Genomic DNA, 20283 nt, shown 5'->3' on the forward strand with positions numbered 1-20283 from the left:
TGCGATTAAATCGAGATGTCCTTGGCAATGACAAAAGGTTTGCGAAAATCGCCTTGAAGCTTATGATCTCGCGAGATCATCACATCTTTATCGAGTATGACGTTCTCCAGCCTCACGTTCTCGCCTATGATGCATTTTTGCATGATGATGGAGTTATGGATGCTTGCGCCTCGCTTTACCTGTACTCCGCGAAACAGAATACTGTTCTTTACTTCCCCGTCGATCTGGCAACCGTTGGCGACCAGCGCGTTGCTCACATCGGCTGAATTCAAATATTTGGCGGGAACCTCATACTTGATCTTGGTGTGGACCGCCTGCTTGCGGAATAAGCTGTTGTACGCCTTCGGGTTCAGAAGGTTCATGCTGGTACGATAATAGCTTTCGAGCGAATTGATCACCGCGTGATACCCGCGGTATTCATATCCCGCAATGTTCAGCTTGTTCATGTTATGCATAATCGCGTCCCGGAAAAAGTGATTGCCCCCATGAGCGATGCAATGATCGGCCATCTCAAGAAACCGCGATTTCTCCATCACGAACATCTCCATGTATACCGCATCATGCTTATGATCGTAATGAATATCCGTGACCATGCCGTCCTCATCGACATCGAGCCGGGTGCAGGAACGATGCTCTTCCCTCGGCGCATTTACCCTAGTATAAACAAGCGTCACGTCAGCACCCTGCTCCAGATGGTATTCGTACACCTCGTTCAAATCGACTGTGCTGATATGCTGGCTGCCGGAGTGCACGATATGCTTTGCAGCTCCACGCTCAAAAAAATCGAGATTGTTATAGATATGCCGCAGCTCGCCAGCGGACACATCCGCTTCATCATTCCAATCCGGCGGAAGTATAAATAGGCCGCCACGCTTGCGGTGCATATCCCACGGCCTGCCTTCACCCAGATGATCCATCAGGGAGCGGTATTTCCTGCGAACGAACAGCGCAATATCCTCAATGCCCGCATGCATCATATTCGACATCACAAAGTCGATCAGGCGATACCTTCCCGCGAATGGCACAGCAGCCCCGCACCGGTAATACGTCAATTCACTCAGCACATCCCGTTCGTGCTCCAAATTAATGATACCCATGAGTTCTCTCATCTGCGTATCCCGTCCTAACCTTGATTATTATGGGACGAAGACGACGATTGAAGCAGCTTCAGGACGTCTTCATCTTGATCGCTTACAAGCACAATTCGGGATGGATCTTCCTTAGGCGGACCGATGACGGCATGATCTTGAATAACCATGTCCTCGGTGATAATAGCCCGGTGTATGCGTACATGGCTGCCGATGCGCACCTTGGGCATGATGACGGAATCGGTAATGACGCTGCCTTCCCCTACCTCCACCCCATAAAAGAGGATCGAATGCTCTACCTCGCCACATACGGTGCAGCCCTCGTTAATCATGCTGTTCCGGACGACGCCGGTTGGAGAAATATACTCTGCGGGCTGATTCGGGTTCCGGGTGTAAATGCGCCACATCGGATCGTTCAAGTCCAGCTTGGGGTGCTTGCAGAGCAGATCCATGTTAGCTTCCCATAGGCTCTCGATGGTGCCGACGTCCTTCCAGTACCCTTCGAACGGATAAGCGTACAGCGTTTTGCCGTCCTCTAGCATGCTCGGGAGAATGTCTTTGCCAAAATCATGGCTTGTATCCGAAAGCTCCGCATTCCGCATTAAATAAGATCGCAGCAGCTTCCAGCGGAACAGATAAACGCCCATGGATGCCGTCGTACTCCTCGGGTGCGCAGGCTTCTCCTCGAACTCGAAAATACGGTAGTTCTCATCCGTATTCACCATGCCGAACCGCTTCGCTTCATCCAGGCTCACCTCAATGACGGAGATGGTGCAATCGGCATCCTTCTCCTTGTGATAAATCAGCATCCGGTCGTAATCCATCTTATAGATGTGATCTCCCGACAAAATCAAAACGTGCTCGGGATCGTACTGGTCAATAAACTTGAGATTCCGATAAATCGCATCCGCTGTCCCGCGGTACCAGGTCGTCCCGTCCTCGCGTTCATGGGGCGGGAGCACGAATACGCCCCCATTCAACCGGTCCATATCCCAATCGCTTCCTACGCCAATGTAAGAATGCAGAACCAGTGGTTCATACTGGGTTAACACCCCGACCGTGTCGATTCCCGAATGGGAGCAGTTGCTCAGCGGAAAATCAATGATCCGGTATGTACCCCCAAAATAAACAGCCGGCTTGGCCAGCGTCTTCGTCAGACCTTTCAGCCGTTTGCCTTGACCTCCTGCGAGCAGCATGGCGACCACATCTTTTTTCTTCATGGCAGATTCTCCTTTAAGGGGCTTTATAAGATACGAATCCTAGAACATGAAAATTGCGGATTAAACCAAGGGAACGCTTCGATACGAATATGGTGGAGTGGATCATGGTGATGAGTAATTAAGAAAAAAACGCTTGAGGGGATGCCTTGCTTAAACAGCAAGGTATATCAACTATATGCGGGGTAGAGAGAAACTCTGACTCTAATCAGGAGAAAGCCCCTTCTTAGGAATGAACGCGCCTTCTCTTCTCTAGAGAAAAAGTGCCGTGGTGCCGCTTTCCAAGCATCCTGATTGCGGCATTTATGCGGGTAACGATCTGGTCCGTATCAGACAACGGATGCTCCACATTGTAACCTTCTAAATCTATTAAACAAAAAACCGCCCTTTCTACGCATGATGGAAGTCAACGTACAAGCAGACGGTTTTATTCATGTCTTGATTATATCAGAAATACGGCTATTTCCGTACAGAAAAATAGCGCATTCCGTCCCCGGTTTCGATCATCTCGGCTTCCCCGCGGCGGGTCAACTCGGCGAGATGGGCCAGCGCTTCGCACATGGCGAAGCGCAGCTGGTGGATGCCGAGCTTCTCGCCGAAGAGGGCGGTGCAGACCTCGAAGGCCGTTAGCCGTCCGGCAGCGCTCAGCATGCCGGCGATGGTCGCCAGGCGCTCCTCGTGATGGAGGAGGAGCGCATCGATCCGTTCACGGAAATGCGTGAACGGGTGGCGGTGTCCGGGGTACGCCGTCCGGACATGCAGTTCGTGCAGGCGGCGCAGCCCTGCAAGGAAAAGCGCCAACGGCTCGGCGTCGCTGCCGGGCAGCAGGCTCACGTTGGGCGAAATTTGCGGCAGCACGGCATCGCCGCATAACAGAACGCCGCTCTCCGCATGGAAGAACGACAGATGCCCCGGAGCATGGCCGGCCGTTTGCACCGGTACCCATATCCGGTTGCCCATCCGAAACGGCAGGTCCTCGCCGATAAACGATATGTCCGGCTGCGGCGTGACTTGCGGGAAGAAGCCGTTCAGATGCTCCGGCAGCAGGGAAAGCTTGGTTTCCGGCATGCCATGCTGCCGGAAGAACGCCGGGAGCTCGTGATCCATCGTGGAATCTGTTCCCCACATGAGCATCGCTTCCCGATGCGCCCGCTCTGACATCCACACCTTGGCGCCCGACCGCTCCTGAAACCACCCGGCAAGCCCATAGTGGTCCGGGTGATGATGGGTCAGCACGATCGAGTTGATGTCGCTAAATCCGAACCCGAGCTGCTCCATCGCCGCCAGCCATTCCCGCTCCGAAGCAGCCGTACGCGGCCCCGGATCGATGACGGTCATACCGTCATCTCCGCGCAGCACATAGCTGTTCACCCATCTTAAGGGATTGGACAATGTAATCTTCACCTGACTGAGCTGATGTTCTTCTATATAATGAATGTCCGGGCTTGATCCCTTCTCTTCCTGATTCATTGTAGATGCAACCTCCATCCGCATTATGACTTCAAATTCGACTCTTTCATCATAAGCTTGTATTCAGGATATGTATAGAAGGGTCCCTCGTATAGAGTGCTACTGTTTTCCATTAAAGGACGCTGCACCTACGTATCGTTCCTCCAATCGCTGCCGCTTTTCCGGAATCGTTTCGTCCGCTCCGCTGCTTCGTGCTCGTTCATAATAAAGCGTAGATCGGCTGTGTCATTCATAACATAATCATGAAAGCCTATGCACACATTCCCCTTCTAACAAAACAAAAAGGCAACCTCAAAAACTGTTTGGGTTGCCTTCTCTCCTACTGACTTGCACGGTGCCCACTACATTTCCGAGCTTCTAATCTCCAATATAGGACCTGCCGTTGGGCGACTTAAATTTAATACCTTCTACTCATCTCCAGCTTAATGAATACCCAACTCATATTGAGAGGCTCCGTAGTATTCACTTCAGCTGGCGGGCTACCTCCTCGCGTGAGCGCTGGATGGCTTCCTCGACAGGCAGGTGGATCTTGATTCCGTCCTCGCCCATCCATTCGACCTCTCCGTTAGCTGCACCGCGGCCAACGATCAGACGCAGCGGAGCGCCGGCGAGGTCGGCATCCTTGAACTTGACGCCGGCCCGTTCGTCCCGGTCATCCAACAGCGGCTCCAGACCAGCCTTGTTCAGCTCGCTGTAGATATGTTCAGCCAGTTTCATTTGGGCCTCATCCTTAACCGCAACCGGGATAATGTGCACCTTGAACGGAGCGACGGACATCGGCCAGACCAATCGCTCATCCGAGATACGCTGCTCGGCGATGGCGGCCATGACGCGGGAGACGCCAATACCGTAGCAGCCCATGATCAGCGGCTTCTCCCGCCCGTCGGAATCCAGATACATACCGTTCATGGCGTCACTGTATTTCGTACCCAGCTTGAACACATGTCCAAGCTCAATCCCGCGATGAAATTCGAGCGGTGCTCCGCAGCGCGGGCAAGGTTCTCCTTCGATTACATTCCGAAAGTCGCCGGTATACTCCAGCGAAAAATCACGTCCTGGGCGGACCCCCTTTAAATGGAGATCCCCTTGGTTGCCACCGGTAATCCCCTCTGCCATCGCTGCTACTTCGCAATCGACCAATACTTTTAGGGAAAGGCCTACCGGTCCCGCAAACCCGACTGGGGCTCCCGTCGCCTGCATCACCTCTTCGGCACTCGCTAATTCCGCGAGTTCTGCTTCTAGGTAAGACTTCACTTTTGCCTCGTTCGCTTCACGGTCTCCCCGGACAAGGACCGCGACTCGTTCTCCGTCCACTTGATAAATCAGTGTCTTGATCAATTGCTCCGAGCCGACTTGGAGGAAGTTAGTCAATTCCTGAATACTCTTCACATTTGGCGTCAATATCTGCTCTATGGCAGAATGAACGTCAGCGGCCGCGGACTTCCTATCAGCCTGCTCAGCCGGAACCTTAGACTCCGCACGCTCCAGATTTGCTGCATAACTGCAATCGCTGCACGAAACAACGGTATCCTCGCCTATATCCGCCAGCGCCATAAACTCATGGGTTTCCCCTTGCCCACCAATGGCACCTGCATCAGCTTCCACCGCCCGGAACGTCAGACCGCAGCGCCTAAAGATTCGTTCATACGTTTCATACATGTTCCGGTAGGACACATCCAGGCCCTCCCAGTCCCGGTCGAAAGAATACGCATCCTTCATCAGGAATTCACGGCCCCGCAGCAGGCCGAATCGCGGACGCCGCTCATCCCGGTATTTGCTCTGAATTTGGTACAGGTTGACCGGCAGCTTCCGGTAGGAAGAAATCTCTTGGCGAACGATAGACGTAATCACTTCTTCATGGGTTGGCCCAAGCACGAACTCCCGGTCATGGCGGTCATGCAGCCTGATGAGTTCCGATCCGTAAATATCGTACCTGCCCGATTCCTTCCACAGCTCGGCGGGCTGGACAGCGGGCATGAGCATCTCCTGCCCGCCAGAGGCATCCATTTCCTTCCGAATAATCGCTTCGATCTTCCGCAAGACCCGCCATCCCAGCGGCAGATACGAATAGATTCCTGCCGCCGTTTGACGGATATAGCCGCCGCGGAGCATCCATTGATGGCTCAGTGCCTCCGCCTCGGAAGGCACATCACGCATCGTTGTCATCAATAATTGGCTTTGCCGCATCTTCCTCATACTCCTTCTTATATCCATGAATGAACCTGCCTGAGCGCAAAAAAGAGCACATTCGCTCCTAGGGACGAATGTGCTCGTGGTACCACCCTGATTCCATCTTGTGAGGCGCAAAAGGCGCTCCTTGCAAGATGCTTCATCAGGCGGTAACGGGCCGAACCGGCTCCGCTTGTTGACAGCGGGCAACTACAAGGTAGGAAGGACGCAGCCAAGCGGTGGAAGCCTTTCAGCCGGGGGCTTCTTTTCTGTCTCGCCGAATCATGCATCCTCATGTCCTTGATGATCGTTATTCACGGGAAATTCATTTTCCAATACATTACAGCCGGACGGTTGGAATGTCAAGCATGATTAGGTTAGGCATTTCTAATGAGCGATATGGTCCAGCACCTGCCGTAAGATCCCGATGACATGCTCATCTTCATACGTATAAAAATATGTATTTCCATCCCTGCGGTATTTGACCAGTCTTAAACTGCGCAGATAGCCAAGCTGGTGGGATACCGCCGACTGACTCATGCCAAGCACCTCGGCAATATGGCCGACCGGGCATTCTTCTTGCGAGAGCAAATGAAGAATCCGGATCCGCGTCGGATCCGAAATGGCCTTCAGCAGTCGTGACGCTTCCATGGCCTGGTCTTCGTGCAGCAGCTCATGGTGCTCTTTTTCCATAAACTAATCCCCTCTTCTCCATAATGGCTTGAACGATTTCGCGGGCATCCCGTGAAACTCCTGCCAAGAGTGCGGAGCCCCGGTGCGTCTGCCAAGGCAAACCTACATAATAGAGCCCCTTCACCGGACTGATACCGCGTGTATGAATAACAGCCTTCTTATGATTCAGCGCTTGATCCACATGAAGCCAATCATAGCTGGAAACAAAGCCGGTTGCCCAGATGATATTCCGGACCTTAAGCTCCGTTCCATCCTCGAATCGCATGCCGGAAGCGCCGGCATCAACGACTCTCTTTTTCAACACCACTTTACCGCACTTGACCGCTTGTTTCAATTCATATCCAAAAATCGGGTCTCCCCGACGCTTCAGCTTACGTCCCACCCAGGAGGAACCGCTGGCTGATAAAATGCCGAGTTTGTCCAACCACCAGAACATCCCCTTGCCCCCAACGGTCATGGGTAAATACCGCGGCTGCTGTCCAAGAGCCAAATACGTTTCCCGACCGCCAGACAGTTCGACCGCTAGCTGCGCCCCGCTGTTCCCGCCGCCAACTACAAGAACGCCGCCCTCTTGAAGCTGGGAAGGTCGCCTGTAATCGGAGGAGTGCATCTGGACAATATCCGCTGGAACCGATGCTGCAAACACCGGAATACGAGGCTGCCGGAACGGCCCGGTAGCGATGATCAGCGACTTCGCATGATATTCTCCCTCATGGGTTTCGATTATAAACCTATCTTCTTCCTTATGGACACACTTCACATCCGTCTCAAATTGGATGGGCAGCTTAAACCGTTCTGCATAGGATTTCAGATAGGAAGCCATTTCATCTTTGTCCGGGAACCCGTCCGGATCCCCATCTATCCTCATTCCATGCAATGCACTGTGAGTTCTCGGTGTAAACAACTTCAGCGAATCATATCTCGTCTTCCATGCATCGCCTGCCTCCGATCCCCGATCCAACAACAGAAACTTCATCCCTGCCTGCCGCAACCAATAGCCGGTTGCCAATCCTGCCTGCCCCGCGCCGATAACGATTACATCCCACATCATATTGGTATCACTCCAATTATATGAATAATTGCTCATATATACATATTACATGGATCTTGTTCTCCCTTCAAGCATAAAATGGTGATTGCATCGTCAAACGCCGCATGAAACTCGAATAAATATCTGATGAATTCAGTTGACAACACACGCATTCAGTCATAATATAGGCATAAAGTTGCTTTGAGGAAACATTATATGCTCGGCCCAATTTAGTAGGGAGAGGTTAAACTTTATGGATGAGACAAAGAATAGGCAGCATTTGCATCAGGCAGCGCTCGGCGAGCGGTTTCTGATTGAACAGGTGGATATCCGCGGGGAGCATAAACGGCGGCTTCTGGACCTCGGATTCGTTCCGGGTTCCGTTATCGAAGTGCTGAAAGCCAGCCCGCTCGGTGACCCCACCTCTTATAGAGTAGCAGGTACCGTCATTGCATTAAGAAAAGAAGAAAGTCAGTTAATCTGGGGTAAGGTGATGTCATCATGAGAACTTTTACTGTCGCACTGGCTGGCAACCCGAACACGGGCAAAAGCACGCTTTTTAATGCCCTCACCGGCCTAAAGCAGCACACCGGCAACTGGTCCGGCAAAACGGTTAGTCTCGCAAGCGGCAATTACGATTACAAAGACACCCGCTTCCAATTTATCGATCTGCCCGGAACGTACTCCTTGTTCTCCAACTCGGCCGATGAAGAAGTGGCGCGCGATTATATTATTTTTGAGAAACCGGACGTTACCCTGCTGGTTCTGGATTCTACGGCGCTGGAAAGAAGTCTTAACCTTGCGCTTCAAGTGTTGGAAATGACCGACCGGGTCATCGTCTGCCTGAATCTGATGGATGAAGCGAAGAAAAAAGGAATCAAGATTAACACACGCAAGCTTACGGATCAGCTCGGCGTTCCCGTCATTCCGATATCAGCCAGAAATAACGATGGGCTGGATACCCTGTCCGAGCAGCTGCTTCTAATGTGCACAGGGCAGACTCCGACTACGCCGTACCGGATGAAATATAACGAACAGCTGGAAGCGCAAATTTCCGGCCTGGAGTCCGAATTACGAGACATTTTCGGCGATGAATATCCAGCCAGATGGCTGGCCATCCGTTTTCTCGATGGAGACCGGAGGCTGATCGCGACGCTGAAAGACCGATTAAAAGCTTCGGATAAAGGGGGGATTTCACTTGGAACAGCTAAAGCGCTTGGAAGCTCTAACAGCCATCATTCCTGCTGAGCAGGTAGAGGATGTTCGGGAAGATATCGTGGGTGAGTTATTCAGAAAATCCCGCGAGCTGTGCAGTGAAGCCGTCACCGTGACCAACCGGGAGCTTCTGTACCGTTCCGAGCGTCTGGACCGCATCTTCACCTCCAAGCTGTGGGGATTTCCGATCATGCTGGCCATGCTCGGCGTTATTTTTTACTTAACGATCGCAGGCGCTAACGTGCCTTCCTCCATGCTGGCAAGTTTCTTTGGCTGGATCGAAGGATACCTGACGATGGCCTTTCAGGCTCTCCATGCTCCCGATTGGCTCTATGGTGTGCTGATACTCGGATTGTTCCGGGGTACCTCCTGGGTCGTCAGTGTCATGCTGCCTCCCATGGCCATCTTCTTTCCGGCCTTTGCGCTGCTTGAGAACTATGGCTATTTGCCTCGGGTAGCCTTTAACCTGGACCGCCTGTTCAAAAAAACGGGGGCGCACGGCAAGCAGTCCCTTACCATGGCGATGGGATTCGGCTGCAATGCGGCGGCCATTATGTCGACCCGGATTATCGAGTCGCCGCGGGAGCGAATGCTCGCCATTCTGACCAACAACTTCGTACCCTGCAACGGCCGCTGGCCAACCCTGATCCTGCTGGCCTCCTTGTTCATGGCTGCAGGTTTTTCGGGAGGAGCCCAGACGCTCGTGACGGCTTCCGTTGTTATGGGCATGGTGCTGATCGGTGTCGTTGTCACGCTCGCGGTATCATGGGGATTATCTAAAACCGCCTTGAAAGGCATTCCTTCCCACTACACCCTGGAGCTGCCGCCATACCGTAAACCGAAGATTCTGAATACGATTCTCCGGTCAACCCTGGATAAAACCATCTATGTCCTGCGCAGAGCCATTATCGTAGCAGCGCCTGCAGGCGTGCTTACCTGGGTACTTGCCAACATCTATATTGGCGATTCCAGCATTCTGGTTCATTTCGTTGAATTCCTTGATCCGTTTGCGCGAGCGCTCGGACTCGACGGCTTCATTCTGATGGCCTTCATCATCGGACTGCCCGCAAATGAAATCGTGCTGCCAATCCTGCTGATGGGATATTTGGCTACGGGCTCCCTGACCGAGGTTACCGATATGTTTGCCCTTAAGCAAATCTTCCTGGATCAAGGCTGGACCTGGCTGACCGCGCTAAACATGATGCTGTTCTCACTGCTCCACTATCCTTGCGGAACCACGCTCGTCAACATCTGGAAGGAAACCAAAAGCGCGAAGTGGACGTTCCTGTCCTTTGCCATCCCGACGGCTATCGCAATCGGCGTTACCTTCCTTGTTACTCAGGTGGCCCGGGCATTGGGATGGGTTTAACGTAACGATAGGGATGGAATCTGCATCAAACAAAGCAAAATCGTACATTCTATGAGGCATCCCAAAAGGTTGATCCAACCTTGGGATGCCTCTTCTTCTGATAGCCATGCTGCAAATAGAAACATATATAAAGCAAACGAGCCACCCCAAGAAGTCTCTTGAAGCGGCTCGATATTTTTTCATCCGGAAATAGATGAGTTCTATGAAACTTAACCTTTCACCGACCCTGCAGCGATGCCTTCCACGATACGATCGCTGAGGAAAAGGAACATCAGCAGAATTGGCAAAATACTGATCATCAAGGTTGCGCCGATAGCACCCCAATCGGTTGTATATTGCCCGATAAAATTCTGTACGCCGACGGTAAGCGTCTTGAACATATCTGAGCTGATAAACGTATTCACGAAAATAAACTCGTTCCAGTTGTAGATCATGTTAATGATTGCTGTTGTCGCCAGCACCGAGCCCGTCATCGGAAGCACAATCCGGAAGAAGACCCGGTGAACCGAGCAGCCGTCCATGACCGCTGCTTCTTCCACTTCCTTTGGCAGTGTGTAATAAAACCCGAGCAGAATCATAATCGTAATCGGCATATTGAAAGCCACGTACGACAATATCAAAGAAACCGGATGATCGGTCAAGCCAACCTTGTTGAACATGCTGAACAGCGGGATCAAGGTGGAATGAACCGGTATCATCATGGCAACCATGAACAAACCGAGGACAAAGGAACTGCCCTTCCACTTCATTCTGGTAATCGCGAAGGTGACAAGACTCCCTAATATGACCGTTAGTGCTGTTGCTACGACGGTAATCCAGACGCTATTCAGAAAATAAACGCTGATGTTGCCGGCACTCCATACTTTCTCGTAATTCTCCCAGCGCGGATTCATCGGAAGGGACAGCGGAGGAAGATCGAATACTTCCTGATTGTTTTTTAATGAGAACAGCAGCAGCCATACGAGCGGAAACAGCTGAAATACGGCTACTCCGATCAGCACGATATACAGCAGCGTGTAACCCAGCTTACCTCCCACTCCGTTTCCGGACCGAGCGCGCCGGTCTTGGAGTTGTCCTGTGGCTCCGGATATCATGAAGTTTCCCTCCTTATGAATATTGGATCGTTTCTTTTGATGCCGTTAATTTCCGGATGACCCACGTTACGATCAGACAGATCACCAGCAGGAAGAACCCGATCGCGCTGCCGTAACCGAAATCATAAGCGCGGAAAGCCGTATGATACATATAGGAAGCCATCACTTCGCTCGCGCCGTTAGGCCCCCCGTCCGTCATGACAAAGATGAGGTCAAAATATTTCAAGGAACCTACCACCGCCAGCACGATCGTAACCTTAATCACTTCCATGATGAGTGGAAGCTTGATCCGGAACGCAATTTGCATGGAGGTTGCCCCGTCGATCTTTGCAGCTTCGACCAGCGATGCCGGGATGTTCTTCAGAGCTGCATAATAGATCAAAATATAAAAACCGGCATACTGCCACAGAATCGGAATAAACAAAGCAAACAAGACAAGCGACGACTCAGCAAGCCATGCAGGCGGGTTCGTGATCCCGATGGACTCCAGGAAGCTGTTCACAATCCCGTTCGTCGGGTGGTAAATGCGGAGCCACAGCTGCGCGATCGCAACGGAGGACAGCAGCATGGGTATGAGATAGATTTTGCGGAACAGGTTGGCGCCTTTGATCTTGGAGGCCAGCACCATCGCCACGGCCAGATAGATCATAAGGCTTGCAGCCGAGAATACGGCTAACAGCAGAGAGTGCCATGCACTATCCCAGAACTTGCCGTCCGAGAGCAGCGCCTGGTAATTATCGAGTCCGATAAAGGTCATTGCACCAATGCCGTTCCATTCGTTCAGTCCGTAATAGGCGGTCAATAGAATTGGAATATAAACGACGGCCATAATCACAAGCAGTGCAGGCAGCACGTACAGCGCGATGATTTTTTTGTTGGACATCACTTTATCCAAAGTGTCCGACTCCTTTCTCCATATGGTCTAGAGGAAAGATTTATCCGGCATCACTGCCGGATAAACCAGGGTCCCGTTTCTTTGTTGTCCTAAAGAGTCTTAGTTCCCTTTGGAGATCGCTGCATCATGCTCCTCGGAGAATTTGTCCGGCGTTACGGCTTTGCCGAAGAGCGCCTGAATCATGTTCAGATGCGTCTCGGCGGCATTCGCCTCCATCTGTACATCCGCGAACAAGGTGATACTGCTTGCTTGATTCATTTCATCAAACAGATCGATGTACAGCTGTGGAAGCTCAAGCGTTGAGGTATCCACCTTCGTTGCCGGGATGACACCAGCACCTGTAACGGACTGCTCGCCCCACTTGGTTACGAAATACTCAACGAACTTCTTGGATTCCTCTTTCACCTTGGAGTTCTCGCCAATAAACAAGCCAACACCCGGTCCGCCTACCCAGCTGTTAATATCGCCTTTGCCGCCTTCAACCGTCGGGAATTTGAAGAAACCGACGCTGTCGCGGAACTCTTGCGGGATCTCTTCATTGGTCGTAAAGTTAGGCAGTTCCCAGGTGCCCATCATGTACATGGCCGCTTTGCCGTTCAGGAATTCGGATTTCGCTTCCTCGTTGGATAAGCCGTTGAACCCTTTGACAAACGCATTGCCATCCACCAGCGATTGAACCTCTGCGGCTGCCTTTACAAGCGATTCATCCTTGAAGGAACCCGAACCGCTAATTGCACTGGAAAGCGTTTCTTGTCCGCCGATTCGATCTGCCAGGTACATGTACCAGAGCGAACCGGTCCAGCGGTCCTTGTTGCCTAGTGCGATAGGAGCAATCCCGTTATCGGACAGCGCCTTCACAACATTCTTGAATTCTTCGTAGGTTTGCGGCACTTCCAAGTTAAGCTGTTCGAATATCGTTTTGTTGTAATATACCGGCGCGATATTGAACTCGAGTGGAAGCGCATACGTTTTGCCGTCAATCGCATAAGCCTCGGTCGTGCCAGCTACGAATTTACCGTTAAGCTGACCCCCCAGCAAATCATCTACCGGCGCGAACAAGCTGCCTTCTACATAAGGCTTCAGGAATCCGGCTGCCCAGGTCACCCCTACGTCCGGAAGCTCGTTCGACGCGGAAAGCACTTTCAATTTATTTTTGTATTGCTCATTATCCAGAACTTCCTGTTTGATCGTCACGTTCGGATTCTCTTTTTGATATTCTTCGATGATCTGATTCACGATTTTGTTCTGTCCTGCAGAAACGCCTGCCGGCCATAAGTGCATGAAGTTCACCGTAACTTTCTCGCCTTCGCTGCCGCTGCTGCCTGAGTCCCCCGTGCTGCTGTTGCTCGATCCACAACCAGCCGCAACCAGAGCGAGACACAATGTTAAAAGCAGAACCGTCCATTTTTTATTGAACACGTTTACAACCCCTTTTCTAGTATGCTGTTCGCGTATTGAAACCGCTTTAATCAAATTTTATCAGTGAGGGGATGATTGTATAAGGTCATAATGATTGGGACTAATTCCACTTTTATTAGATTTCCGCCCCGTTATCGGATACGCTCTGGCGGTATTGACTCGGGCTTACTTCCTCAAGATCACGGAACACCTTCACAAAATATTTTGCCGTTTGGTATCCTACCTTCTCTGCAATTTCCGCGACAGGCAGCGAGGTGCCCGCCAGCAGCTCCTTGGCCCGCTGCACCCTGCGGCGCGTCAGATATTCGCTGAAGGTGAGCCCCGTCTGCTCTTTGAATAACACGCTGAAATAACTGGAATTCAGATGAAGCACGTCTGCAACTTCCTTAAGCGATACCGACTCCTGAAGATGCTGATCCACGTGCTTCAGCGCTTCCTGTACCTGGATGCTGTAGCGCTTATCCTGCTGCGACGTCTCCAGCAGTTTGGGATCCACCAGCTTCTCCATCCGCTCGATCCGATCTATTTTTTCCCGGCGTTCCAGAGCCGATTCGACCGCAGCCACCAGCTTCCGCTTATCCAGCGGCTTCAGGAGGTAATCCACGACGCCATATTGCAGCGCTTTCCGGGCATAATCGAATACCGAATAACCGGATATGACAATAATGACCGGCGGATGCTCTAATTCATGCAATCTCTCTATGAGCTCGAGTCCCCCGATTTCCGGCATGCGGATGTCCGTCACCACCAGATGAGCCACCTGTCCCTGCAGCCACTCCAGCGCCTCTACGCCGCTTGATGCCGTCACGATTCTGCAGCGGCCAGACGACCATGCCTCCAGGGTCTTTCTTACCCCTTCCCTCGTTCTCGGTTCATCATCCACGATCAGTATCGTTTTCATGCTTCTCCCCCTTGGCATCGTTAGCCTGAACATCATTCGGAATTTGAAATGAGACCGTCGTTCCCTGACCCACCACGCTGTGAATAAGCAGGCCGGCTTGTCCGGAAGCGTAATACAACCGGATTCGTTGCTCTACATTGGCAATGCCGACACCGCTTTTTTTAGAAGATTCCGTGTATCCTTTTTCCATGGAGGAATAAAGAGAGGCCACCGTCTCCTCGTCCATTCCGGGGCCGTCGTCGGTAACCGAAATGACCGTATATCCAGGGTGATCGGAGGCATTCGCCCGCACAATGACGGCGCCTGGCCCCAATCGCTGTTCAACCCCGTGCAGGATCGCATTTTCCACGATCGGCTGAATCAACAGCTTCGGAATCGGCACGCTTTTGCTAGCTTCATCGGCCTCAATTTTCCAGGATAACCGGTCCAGCATCCGCATTTTCATAATCATCAAATAACGTTCAGCATGATCCAGCTCGTCCCTGATTGTTACCCACTCATCCTCGTCTTTGCGGTTAATGACGTAACGGAATAAGCCGGACATCGCAACCACGATTTGGGCCAGCTCTTCTTCGCCTTGATCATCCAGCGCCCAATAAAACGCTTCCAATGTGTTAAAGAGAAAGTGCGGATTGATCTGTGCCTGCAGCGCTTTAAGTTCTGTCCGGCTCTGAATGATTTCCTTCTGATACACGACCTCGATTAATTCGTTCAGCGAATCTACCATCTGGTTGTATGAATTGTTAAGCTCGTTGATCTCCATCGTCTTCGAGGTGACGGCAATGGGCCTCAGCGTCCCCAGCCTCACGCCGCGCATGGCTTTGATCAGATTCAAAATCGGCCGGATGATCATCGTGGTCAGAATAAAGCTTAAAATCAGAAACAGCAGCGCACCAACGCCCCCGGATACGATAATCGCGGTTCGCAGCACCGATATCCCCTCAGTCGTATAATCAACAGGTGTCATGATGACCAAGTTCCAACCCGTGGCCTCAGACTGTTTCTGTACGGCAATGTAATTTTCATGACCAAGCGTAACCGTCTCCCCTTCGCGTTGCAAAACCTCCTTCGCATCCACCGGGGTAACAAAATCCGACGAGATTTCATTCCCAGCCTGATCAAACAATCCCATCGTTTCACGCGAATCGCTGCCCGTACCGCCAGCCGAATCCGCCAGCGCAAAATAGTCCTTCTCCAGCTTCACGAGCAAGTACCCGCCGTGGGCAAAGGAATGGTCAATCAGACGGATTCTCCGTACCGCTACCACCACATCCGGATCCCGGGGATCCTGACCGAACCATACCAGCTTCCCCATGCCCTGGTCTGCCGTAGCAATCCAATCGCCCCTAACCCGGCTGGTCAGACGGCCTTCATCCAGCGGAAACAGCCGCCGATAGTCCTTCGTATATAATTCCAGCGACCGGATGCCCGTAGCATAGGCTTCATATTTACGAACCTCCTGTTGAAGGGACTGCCGTTCTCCGAATGTAATCGACTTACCCGCGGTCTCCTGCGCCAGAAAACGCTGAACCGTTGCGTTCGTCGAGACTTGAGCCGTCAATGTATCCACCTGCTTGAGCAGCGCATCCAGCTTACCCGTGGCCTGCACGGCCGTCTGCTGAATATGCTTCTCCGCACTGGTGCGCAGCAAGGCCGAAACCTGATCATATACAAACACCCCGACCAATGCCAATACGATAACCATCACCAGCATAAATCCAAGGAAAATTTGATTCCGCAGTGTATTCAGCCTGCCAAACCTGTTCAAGTTCTGCACTCCCTTTCGATTGGGAACTGTTATTCACTAAAGGGGATATAATTCCTGATGCCGTTCAAGCTCTCTTTTGCAATCGGTGCACAGCCCTCTTACAGCGCCGGAGTCATCCGCGCAAAAGATTAATTGGCGCTTGCGGCGGCATTTACTGCACGCTTGTCCATCCTGCCCGCTGCGGGTCCGCGTTTTTGTTTTCAAATGAATGACATTACGCTCACTTCCGCTGCTTTTCTTGCGCCGGAACCCTACAAATACAAGAAGAACAAGAACCACTCCGGCCATCATCCCGATCATCCATCCCATGTTTATTTCACCTCCGACATGTACAGGCTATTTGTACAAAATAGCTACCAAACGATTAGCAGATTCGCACCCCATGATCACGTATAAACGACGAATGCTACAACTAATACCAACTGCGAACATTTTAACATATCTCTATTTGTCATGGCGGTTCCTACCATTTCCAATCACAGAATATATTTTCCCGGAATGAAAACACAAAAAAGCCTTCTCACTCCCGTTGCTACGGGAAGGAAGGCTTTCGCTGTGCTTTCGTTCATGCAACCGGCATGGTGTCAGATCTTCAACTCACCGAGTTTTATCAACTCAACGACAGCTTGCGAACGGCCCTTGACGTTTAATTTTTGCATGACATTGGAGATGTGGTTACGCACCGTCTTTTCGCTAATAAACAACTGCCCGGCGATATCGCGAGTCGTTTTGTCCTGCACTAGCAATTCAAAAACTTCGCGTTCACGGTGGGTTAACAAGAACTTACTGTTGTGGTCGGTCCCCTTCAATGGTGTCACCCCTCCTTGCCCGGGTATGTGTGGTCTAACAAGGGTAAGGGATACAGTCAACTCATCTTATGTCAGATCAGGAGAGAAGGTGCGAATGAGGTGAACAATTTGGGCGATTGGTCCATAATGGCGATTTTTGTCCTTGCTTCCTCTCGTAAGTTGGTCTATGATGGGGGTGTAAAAATTATTTTCTTTTTTTTTCATATTTTTAAAAATTATTTTCAAAATGAGAATCCCATTCGTTATGCCCAGGCAATAAGCTCACCGGGAACCTTGAAGGAGGCTTTTGATGACACCAATCTTGCATATTATTTCTGTCGAAAAGGAAAGTCTGCCCCGTCAGGAACGACGACTCGCAGAGTTTATTTTGACAGCTCCATCCGAGATTGTGCATATGGGCATTAAAGATCTTGCAGAGCAGTGTGAGGTCAGCGCTGCCACTGTAACCCGTTTTTGTAAGAACTTTCAGTGTAAGGGGTATCCTGATTTTAAGCTCAAGCTCGCGGCTGAGATCGCTCATGCCGAGATGGCTTCGCGCACGGGAAATACGCGCTACCAGGATATCGTTGCTGGCAACCCGCTTGCCGGCATCGTCGAGGCGATTGAATCCAATCATCTGACTTCGATCCGGGATACGACAGAGCTGCTCGATTTGGGTCAGCTGGAGCGTGCGGTGGATGCCCTATGCCGCGCGAAGCGCATTGATCTGTATGGAGTGGCTACCTCTTCCATTGTGGCACAGGACTTCTACCAGAAGCTGATCCGGATCGGCAAAAACTGCACGGCTTTTGCAGATTCGCATATGCAGATCACATCAGCCTCCACACTGACTTCAAGCGATGTTGCCGTGGCTGTTTCATACTCCGGCGAAACGCCGGAGACCATCGATGCGTTGAATTGTGCCAAAGACGCCGGCGCCTTCACGGTCAGCATCACGTCGTACCGAAGCAGTGCCATCTCCGCTCTGGCAGACATCACACTGTATTCATCTTCATTAGAGGAAGGAATGCGTCGGGGAGACATGGCTTCGCGTATCGCCCAGCTTCACATTATTGACATCCTGTTCATGGGTATGGCCAGTCGGGACTTCTCTACGTATGTTCCCCGTCTGGAGCAATCATATCTTAATGTTCAAAACTATCGCAAAAGCCGAGGAGGACAATAACCAATGAATATTTACACATTCAGCGATGAAGAACAATTTGTACAAACAGCCGCTAACCAGATCTCCAGCCTGCTCCACACCAATCCGCGCGCCACACTGGGACTGGCTACAGGAAGCACGCCGGTCGGGCTCTATAACAAGCTGATTGAAATGAATCGTCAAGGCCTGGTCAGCTTCGCCCAAACCACAACATATAATTTGGATGAATATGTAGGCCTTCCCGAGAATCATCCCGAGAGCTACCGCACCTTCATGAATGAGAAGTTCTTTAATCATGTGGACATCCAGATCGAACGGACCCATGTACCAAACGGTAATGCCACCAATCCGGAAGAAGAATGCTTGAATTACGATAAAATGCTGGAAGAATTCGGCCCGGTTGATCTCCAGCTTCTAGGCCTTGGACATAACGGACATATCGGTTTCAACGAACCTGGCGAATCCTTAAGCGGCGGTACGCATGTGGTTGAGCTGCAGGAGAAAACACGTCACGCCAACGCAAGGTTCTTCCCTACCCTGGATGATGTGCCAACCCATGCGATTACGATGGGTGTTGCTACGATCATGAAAGCCCGTCAAATCCTTCTTCTCGTCCGCGGTGAGGATAAAGCGGAAATTGTTCACCGCGCATTGAAAGGACCGATTACCACAGAGTGTCCGGCATCGCTGCTTCAATGTCATCCGAACGTGGTTGTCCTTCTGGATCAAGGCGCAGGGAGACTGATGGTATGAGTGGCGAACGAAAAGAATCTGTCCAACTGCTGTATGGTCAAGTCCTGACGCCAAACGGTATCTGCAAAGACGGCGTGCTGGCCATTCAAGGAGAGAGCATTTCATACGCCGGTGATACTTCCGGGCTCCCTGCTGATCTGAAGCAGGCAGCAGCGGAAGTGATCAATCAACCGGATGGCTACATTATTCCCGGTTTTATTGATATCCACGTACACGGGGGTAACGGTGAAGATTTCATGGATGCCACCAAGGATGTCCTGGATAAAATCACGTCGTTCCACAGCTCTCAGGGCACTACGGCCATGCTTGCTACCACGATGACGGCCCCTAAGGCAGCCATCGACCATGTATTGCAAGAAGTTAAAGACTACCAGAGCCAAGATATGCCTTACACAAGACTGGTAGGCGTACATCTGGAAGGCCCTTTTATCAGTCCAAAATGGCCTGGCGCACAAAATCCGGAGCATATCGTCCATGCTAATATCGATTGGCTGGAAGAGTGGGTATCCACTTACCCTGACCTGGTTCGCCAGGTGACGCTGGCACCGGAGCGTGAGGGAGCACTAGAGGCCATCTCTTGGCTGAACAACCACGGGATCGTAGCCGCTCTGGGGCATACGGATGCCACCTATGAGGAAGTCGAAGCCGCCGTGGAAGCAGGTCTTAGCCATGGCGTGCATACGTTTAATGCGATGACAGGATTGCATCACCGCAAGCCTGGCGTGGTGGGCGCAATGCTGAGTGATGATCGCTTAAGCTGCGAGATTATCGCTGATGGTATCCATGTTCACCCCGCTGCCATTCGAATTCTAGCCCGTATGAAGCAGGACGGAAATCTAATTCTGATTACCGATGCGATGTCCGCTACCGGTATGGCTGACGGCGAATATACGCTGGGTGACCTGCCGGTCGTTGTGGAGAACGGCATCGCCACGCTCAAGAGCAACAGAGACAGCCTGGCTGGCAGTACGCTGACGATGATCAAAGGCTTTCAACTGTTGGTCCGAGAGGTTGGATTGAGCATTGAACAGGCTTCCCGCGTCGGAAGTCTGAATCCCGCCACAAAAATCGGCATCGCTGATCTTACAGGCTCGCTTGAAGTCGGCAAGCTTGCCGACGTGCTAATCCTTTCAAGTGATCTAGAGCTTCAAGGCGTTTGGATTCAAGGACAACGCAAACATTAATCTGATTGATGATTGCCTATAGCAAACAAAGCAAAGGAGCTGCCTTTTTAGGGATAATTTCATTC

At 51.6% G+C, this 20283-nt stretch carries 19 protein-coding genes; 6 read left to right on the forward strand and 13 right to left on the reverse strand.

The window, feature by feature from the left end; translation table 11 throughout:
• Nucleotides 1–5: 5 nt before the first annotated feature.
• The 6 genes from glgD to AB4124_RS28935 form a co-directional block, all read right to left on the reverse strand.
• Nucleotides 6–1109, reverse strand: coding sequence for a glucose-1-phosphate adenylyltransferase subunit GlgD (gene glgD, locus AB4124_RS28910; RefSeq protein ID WP_441974973.1), 1104 nt, complete (start codon nt 1107–1109; stop codon nt 6–8).
• Nucleotides 1110–1123: 14 nt separating this feature from the next.
• A complete protein-coding gene (locus AB4124_RS28915) occupies nt 1124–2308 on the reverse strand; it encodes a glucose-1-phosphate adenylyltransferase (protein ID WP_441974974.1) in 1185 nt (394 codons plus the stop codon).
• A 456-nt stretch (nt 2309–2764) separates the two neighbouring features.
• Nucleotides 2765–3775 carry an MBL fold metallo-hydrolase gene (locus AB4124_RS28920; protein ID WP_441974975.1) on the reverse strand — a complete coding sequence of 337 codons (1011 nt, stop codon included), beginning with the start codon at nt 3773–3775 and terminating at the stop codon, nt 2765–2767.
• Between the two features lie 462 nt (nt 3776–4237).
• Nucleotides 4238–5962, reverse strand: a complete 1725-nt coding sequence (locus AB4124_RS28925) for a proline--tRNA ligase (protein WP_441974976.1) — start codon at nt 5960–5962, stop codon at nt 4238–4240.
• 369 nt (nt 5963–6331) lie between these two features.
• Nucleotides 6332–6637 (reverse strand): ArsR/SmtB family transcription factor, encoded by a 306-nt coding sequence (locus tag AB4124_RS28930; protein WP_100540774.1) that lies wholly within the window; start codon nt 6635–6637, stop codon nt 6332–6334.
• Nucleotides 6618–7685: a flavin-containing monooxygenase gene (locus tag AB4124_RS28935; protein ID WP_441975012.1), complete on the reverse strand. Its 1068-nt coding sequence runs from the start codon at nt 7683–7685 to the stop codon at nt 6618–6620. The genes AB4124_RS28930 and AB4124_RS28935 overlap by 20 nt, the downstream gene beginning before the upstream one ends.
• Before the next feature lie 235 nt (nt 7686–7920).
• Between AB4124_RS28935 and AB4124_RS28940 the strand changes: the two genes are divergently transcribed.
• Genes AB4124_RS28940 through AB4124_RS28950 form a run of 3 tightly spaced genes read left to right on the forward strand, consistent with a single transcriptional unit; the run spans nt 7921 to nt 10251 of the window.
• Nucleotides 7921–8172, forward strand: coding sequence for a FeoA family protein (locus AB4124_RS28940; RefSeq protein ID WP_098742506.1), 252 nt, complete (start codon nt 7921–7923; stop codon nt 8170–8172).
• A complete protein-coding gene (locus AB4124_RS28945; protein WP_441974977.1) occupies nt 8169–8915 on the forward strand; it encodes a FeoB small GTPase domain-containing protein in 747 nt (248 codons plus the stop codon). Before AB4124_RS28940 ends, AB4124_RS28945 begins: the two co-directional genes overlap by 4 nt.
• Nucleotides 8866–10251: a nucleoside recognition domain-containing protein gene (locus AB4124_RS28950; RefSeq protein WP_441974978.1), complete on the forward strand. Its 1386-nt coding sequence runs from the start codon at nt 8866–8868 to the stop codon at nt 10249–10251. Before AB4124_RS28945 ends, AB4124_RS28950 begins: the two co-directional genes overlap by 50 nt.
• Nucleotides 10252–10460: 209 nt before the next feature.
• Here AB4124_RS28950 and AB4124_RS28955 read toward each other — a convergent pair whose 3' ends face one another.
• The 7 genes from AB4124_RS28955 to AB4124_RS28985 all read right to left on the reverse strand — a co-directional run bounded on the left by AB4124_RS28955 (nt 10461) and on the right by AB4124_RS28985 (nt 17137).
• Nucleotides 10461–11345: a carbohydrate ABC transporter permease gene (locus AB4124_RS28955; protein ID WP_441974979.1), complete on the reverse strand. Its 885-nt coding sequence runs from the start codon at nt 11343–11345 to the stop codon at nt 10461–10463.
• Nucleotides 11346–11358: 13 nt separating this feature from the next.
• On the reverse strand, nt 11359–12240 hold the full coding sequence (locus AB4124_RS28960; protein ID WP_076323078.1) for a carbohydrate ABC transporter permease: 882 nt from the start codon (nt 12238–12240) through the stop codon (nt 11359–11361).
• 99 nt (nt 12241–12339) lie between these two features.
• On the reverse strand, nt 12340–13659 hold the full coding sequence (locus AB4124_RS28965) for an extracellular solute-binding protein (protein ID WP_441974980.1): 1320 nt from the start codon (nt 13657–13659) through the stop codon (nt 12340–12342).
• A gap of 115 nt (nt 13660–13774) precedes the next feature.
• Complete coding sequence (locus tag AB4124_RS28970; RefSeq protein WP_441974981.1) at nt 13775–14560, reverse strand: response regulator transcription factor; 786 nt, start codon at nt 14558–14560, stop codon at nt 13775–13777.
• Nucleotides 14535–16328 carry a cache domain-containing sensor histidine kinase gene (locus AB4124_RS28975; RefSeq protein WP_441974982.1) on the reverse strand — a complete coding sequence of 598 codons (1794 nt, stop codon included), beginning with the start codon at nt 16326–16328 and terminating at the stop codon, nt 14535–14537. The genes AB4124_RS28970 and AB4124_RS28975 overlap by 26 nt, the downstream gene beginning before the upstream one ends.
• 36 nt (nt 16329–16364) lie before the next feature.
• Nucleotides 16365–16637, reverse strand: coding sequence for a hypothetical protein (locus tag AB4124_RS28980; protein ID WP_379411269.1), 273 nt, complete (start codon nt 16635–16637; stop codon nt 16365–16367).
• Nucleotides 16638–16912: 275 nt separating this feature from the next.
• Nucleotides 16913–17137: a helix-turn-helix domain-containing protein gene (locus AB4124_RS28985; RefSeq protein WP_006208732.1), complete on the reverse strand. Its 225-nt coding sequence runs from the start codon at nt 17135–17137 to the stop codon at nt 16913–16915.
• A gap of 289 nt (nt 17138–17426) precedes the next feature.
• Between AB4124_RS28985 and AB4124_RS28990 the strand changes: the two genes are divergently transcribed.
• The 3 genes from AB4124_RS28990 to nagA are packed head-to-tail and all read left to right on the forward strand — an operon-like array spanning nt 17427 to nt 20218.
• The gene (locus tag AB4124_RS28990; RefSeq protein ID WP_076323073.1) at nt 17427–18302 is read left to right on the forward strand and encodes a MurR/RpiR family transcriptional regulator; all 876 of its coding nucleotides are present in this window, start codon (nt 17427–17429) and stop codon (nt 18300–18302) included.
• 3 nt (nt 18303–18305) lie between these two features.
• On the forward strand, nt 18306–19034 hold the full coding sequence (gene nagB / locus AB4124_RS28995) for a glucosamine-6-phosphate deaminase (protein ID WP_441974983.1): 729 nt from the start codon (nt 18306–18308) through the stop codon (nt 19032–19034).
• A complete protein-coding gene (nagA, locus tag AB4124_RS29000; protein ID WP_430111342.1) occupies nt 19031–20218 on the forward strand; it encodes an N-acetylglucosamine-6-phosphate deacetylase in 1188 nt (395 codons plus the stop codon). Before nagB ends, nagA begins: the two co-directional genes overlap by 4 nt.
• Nucleotides 20219–20283 lie beyond the last annotated feature (65 nt).

It is taken from the genome of Paenibacillus sp. 2KB_20 (assembly GCF_052115765.1).
Taxonomy (GTDB): Bacteria; Bacillota; Bacilli; order Paenibacillales; family Paenibacillaceae; genus Paenibacillus_AQ.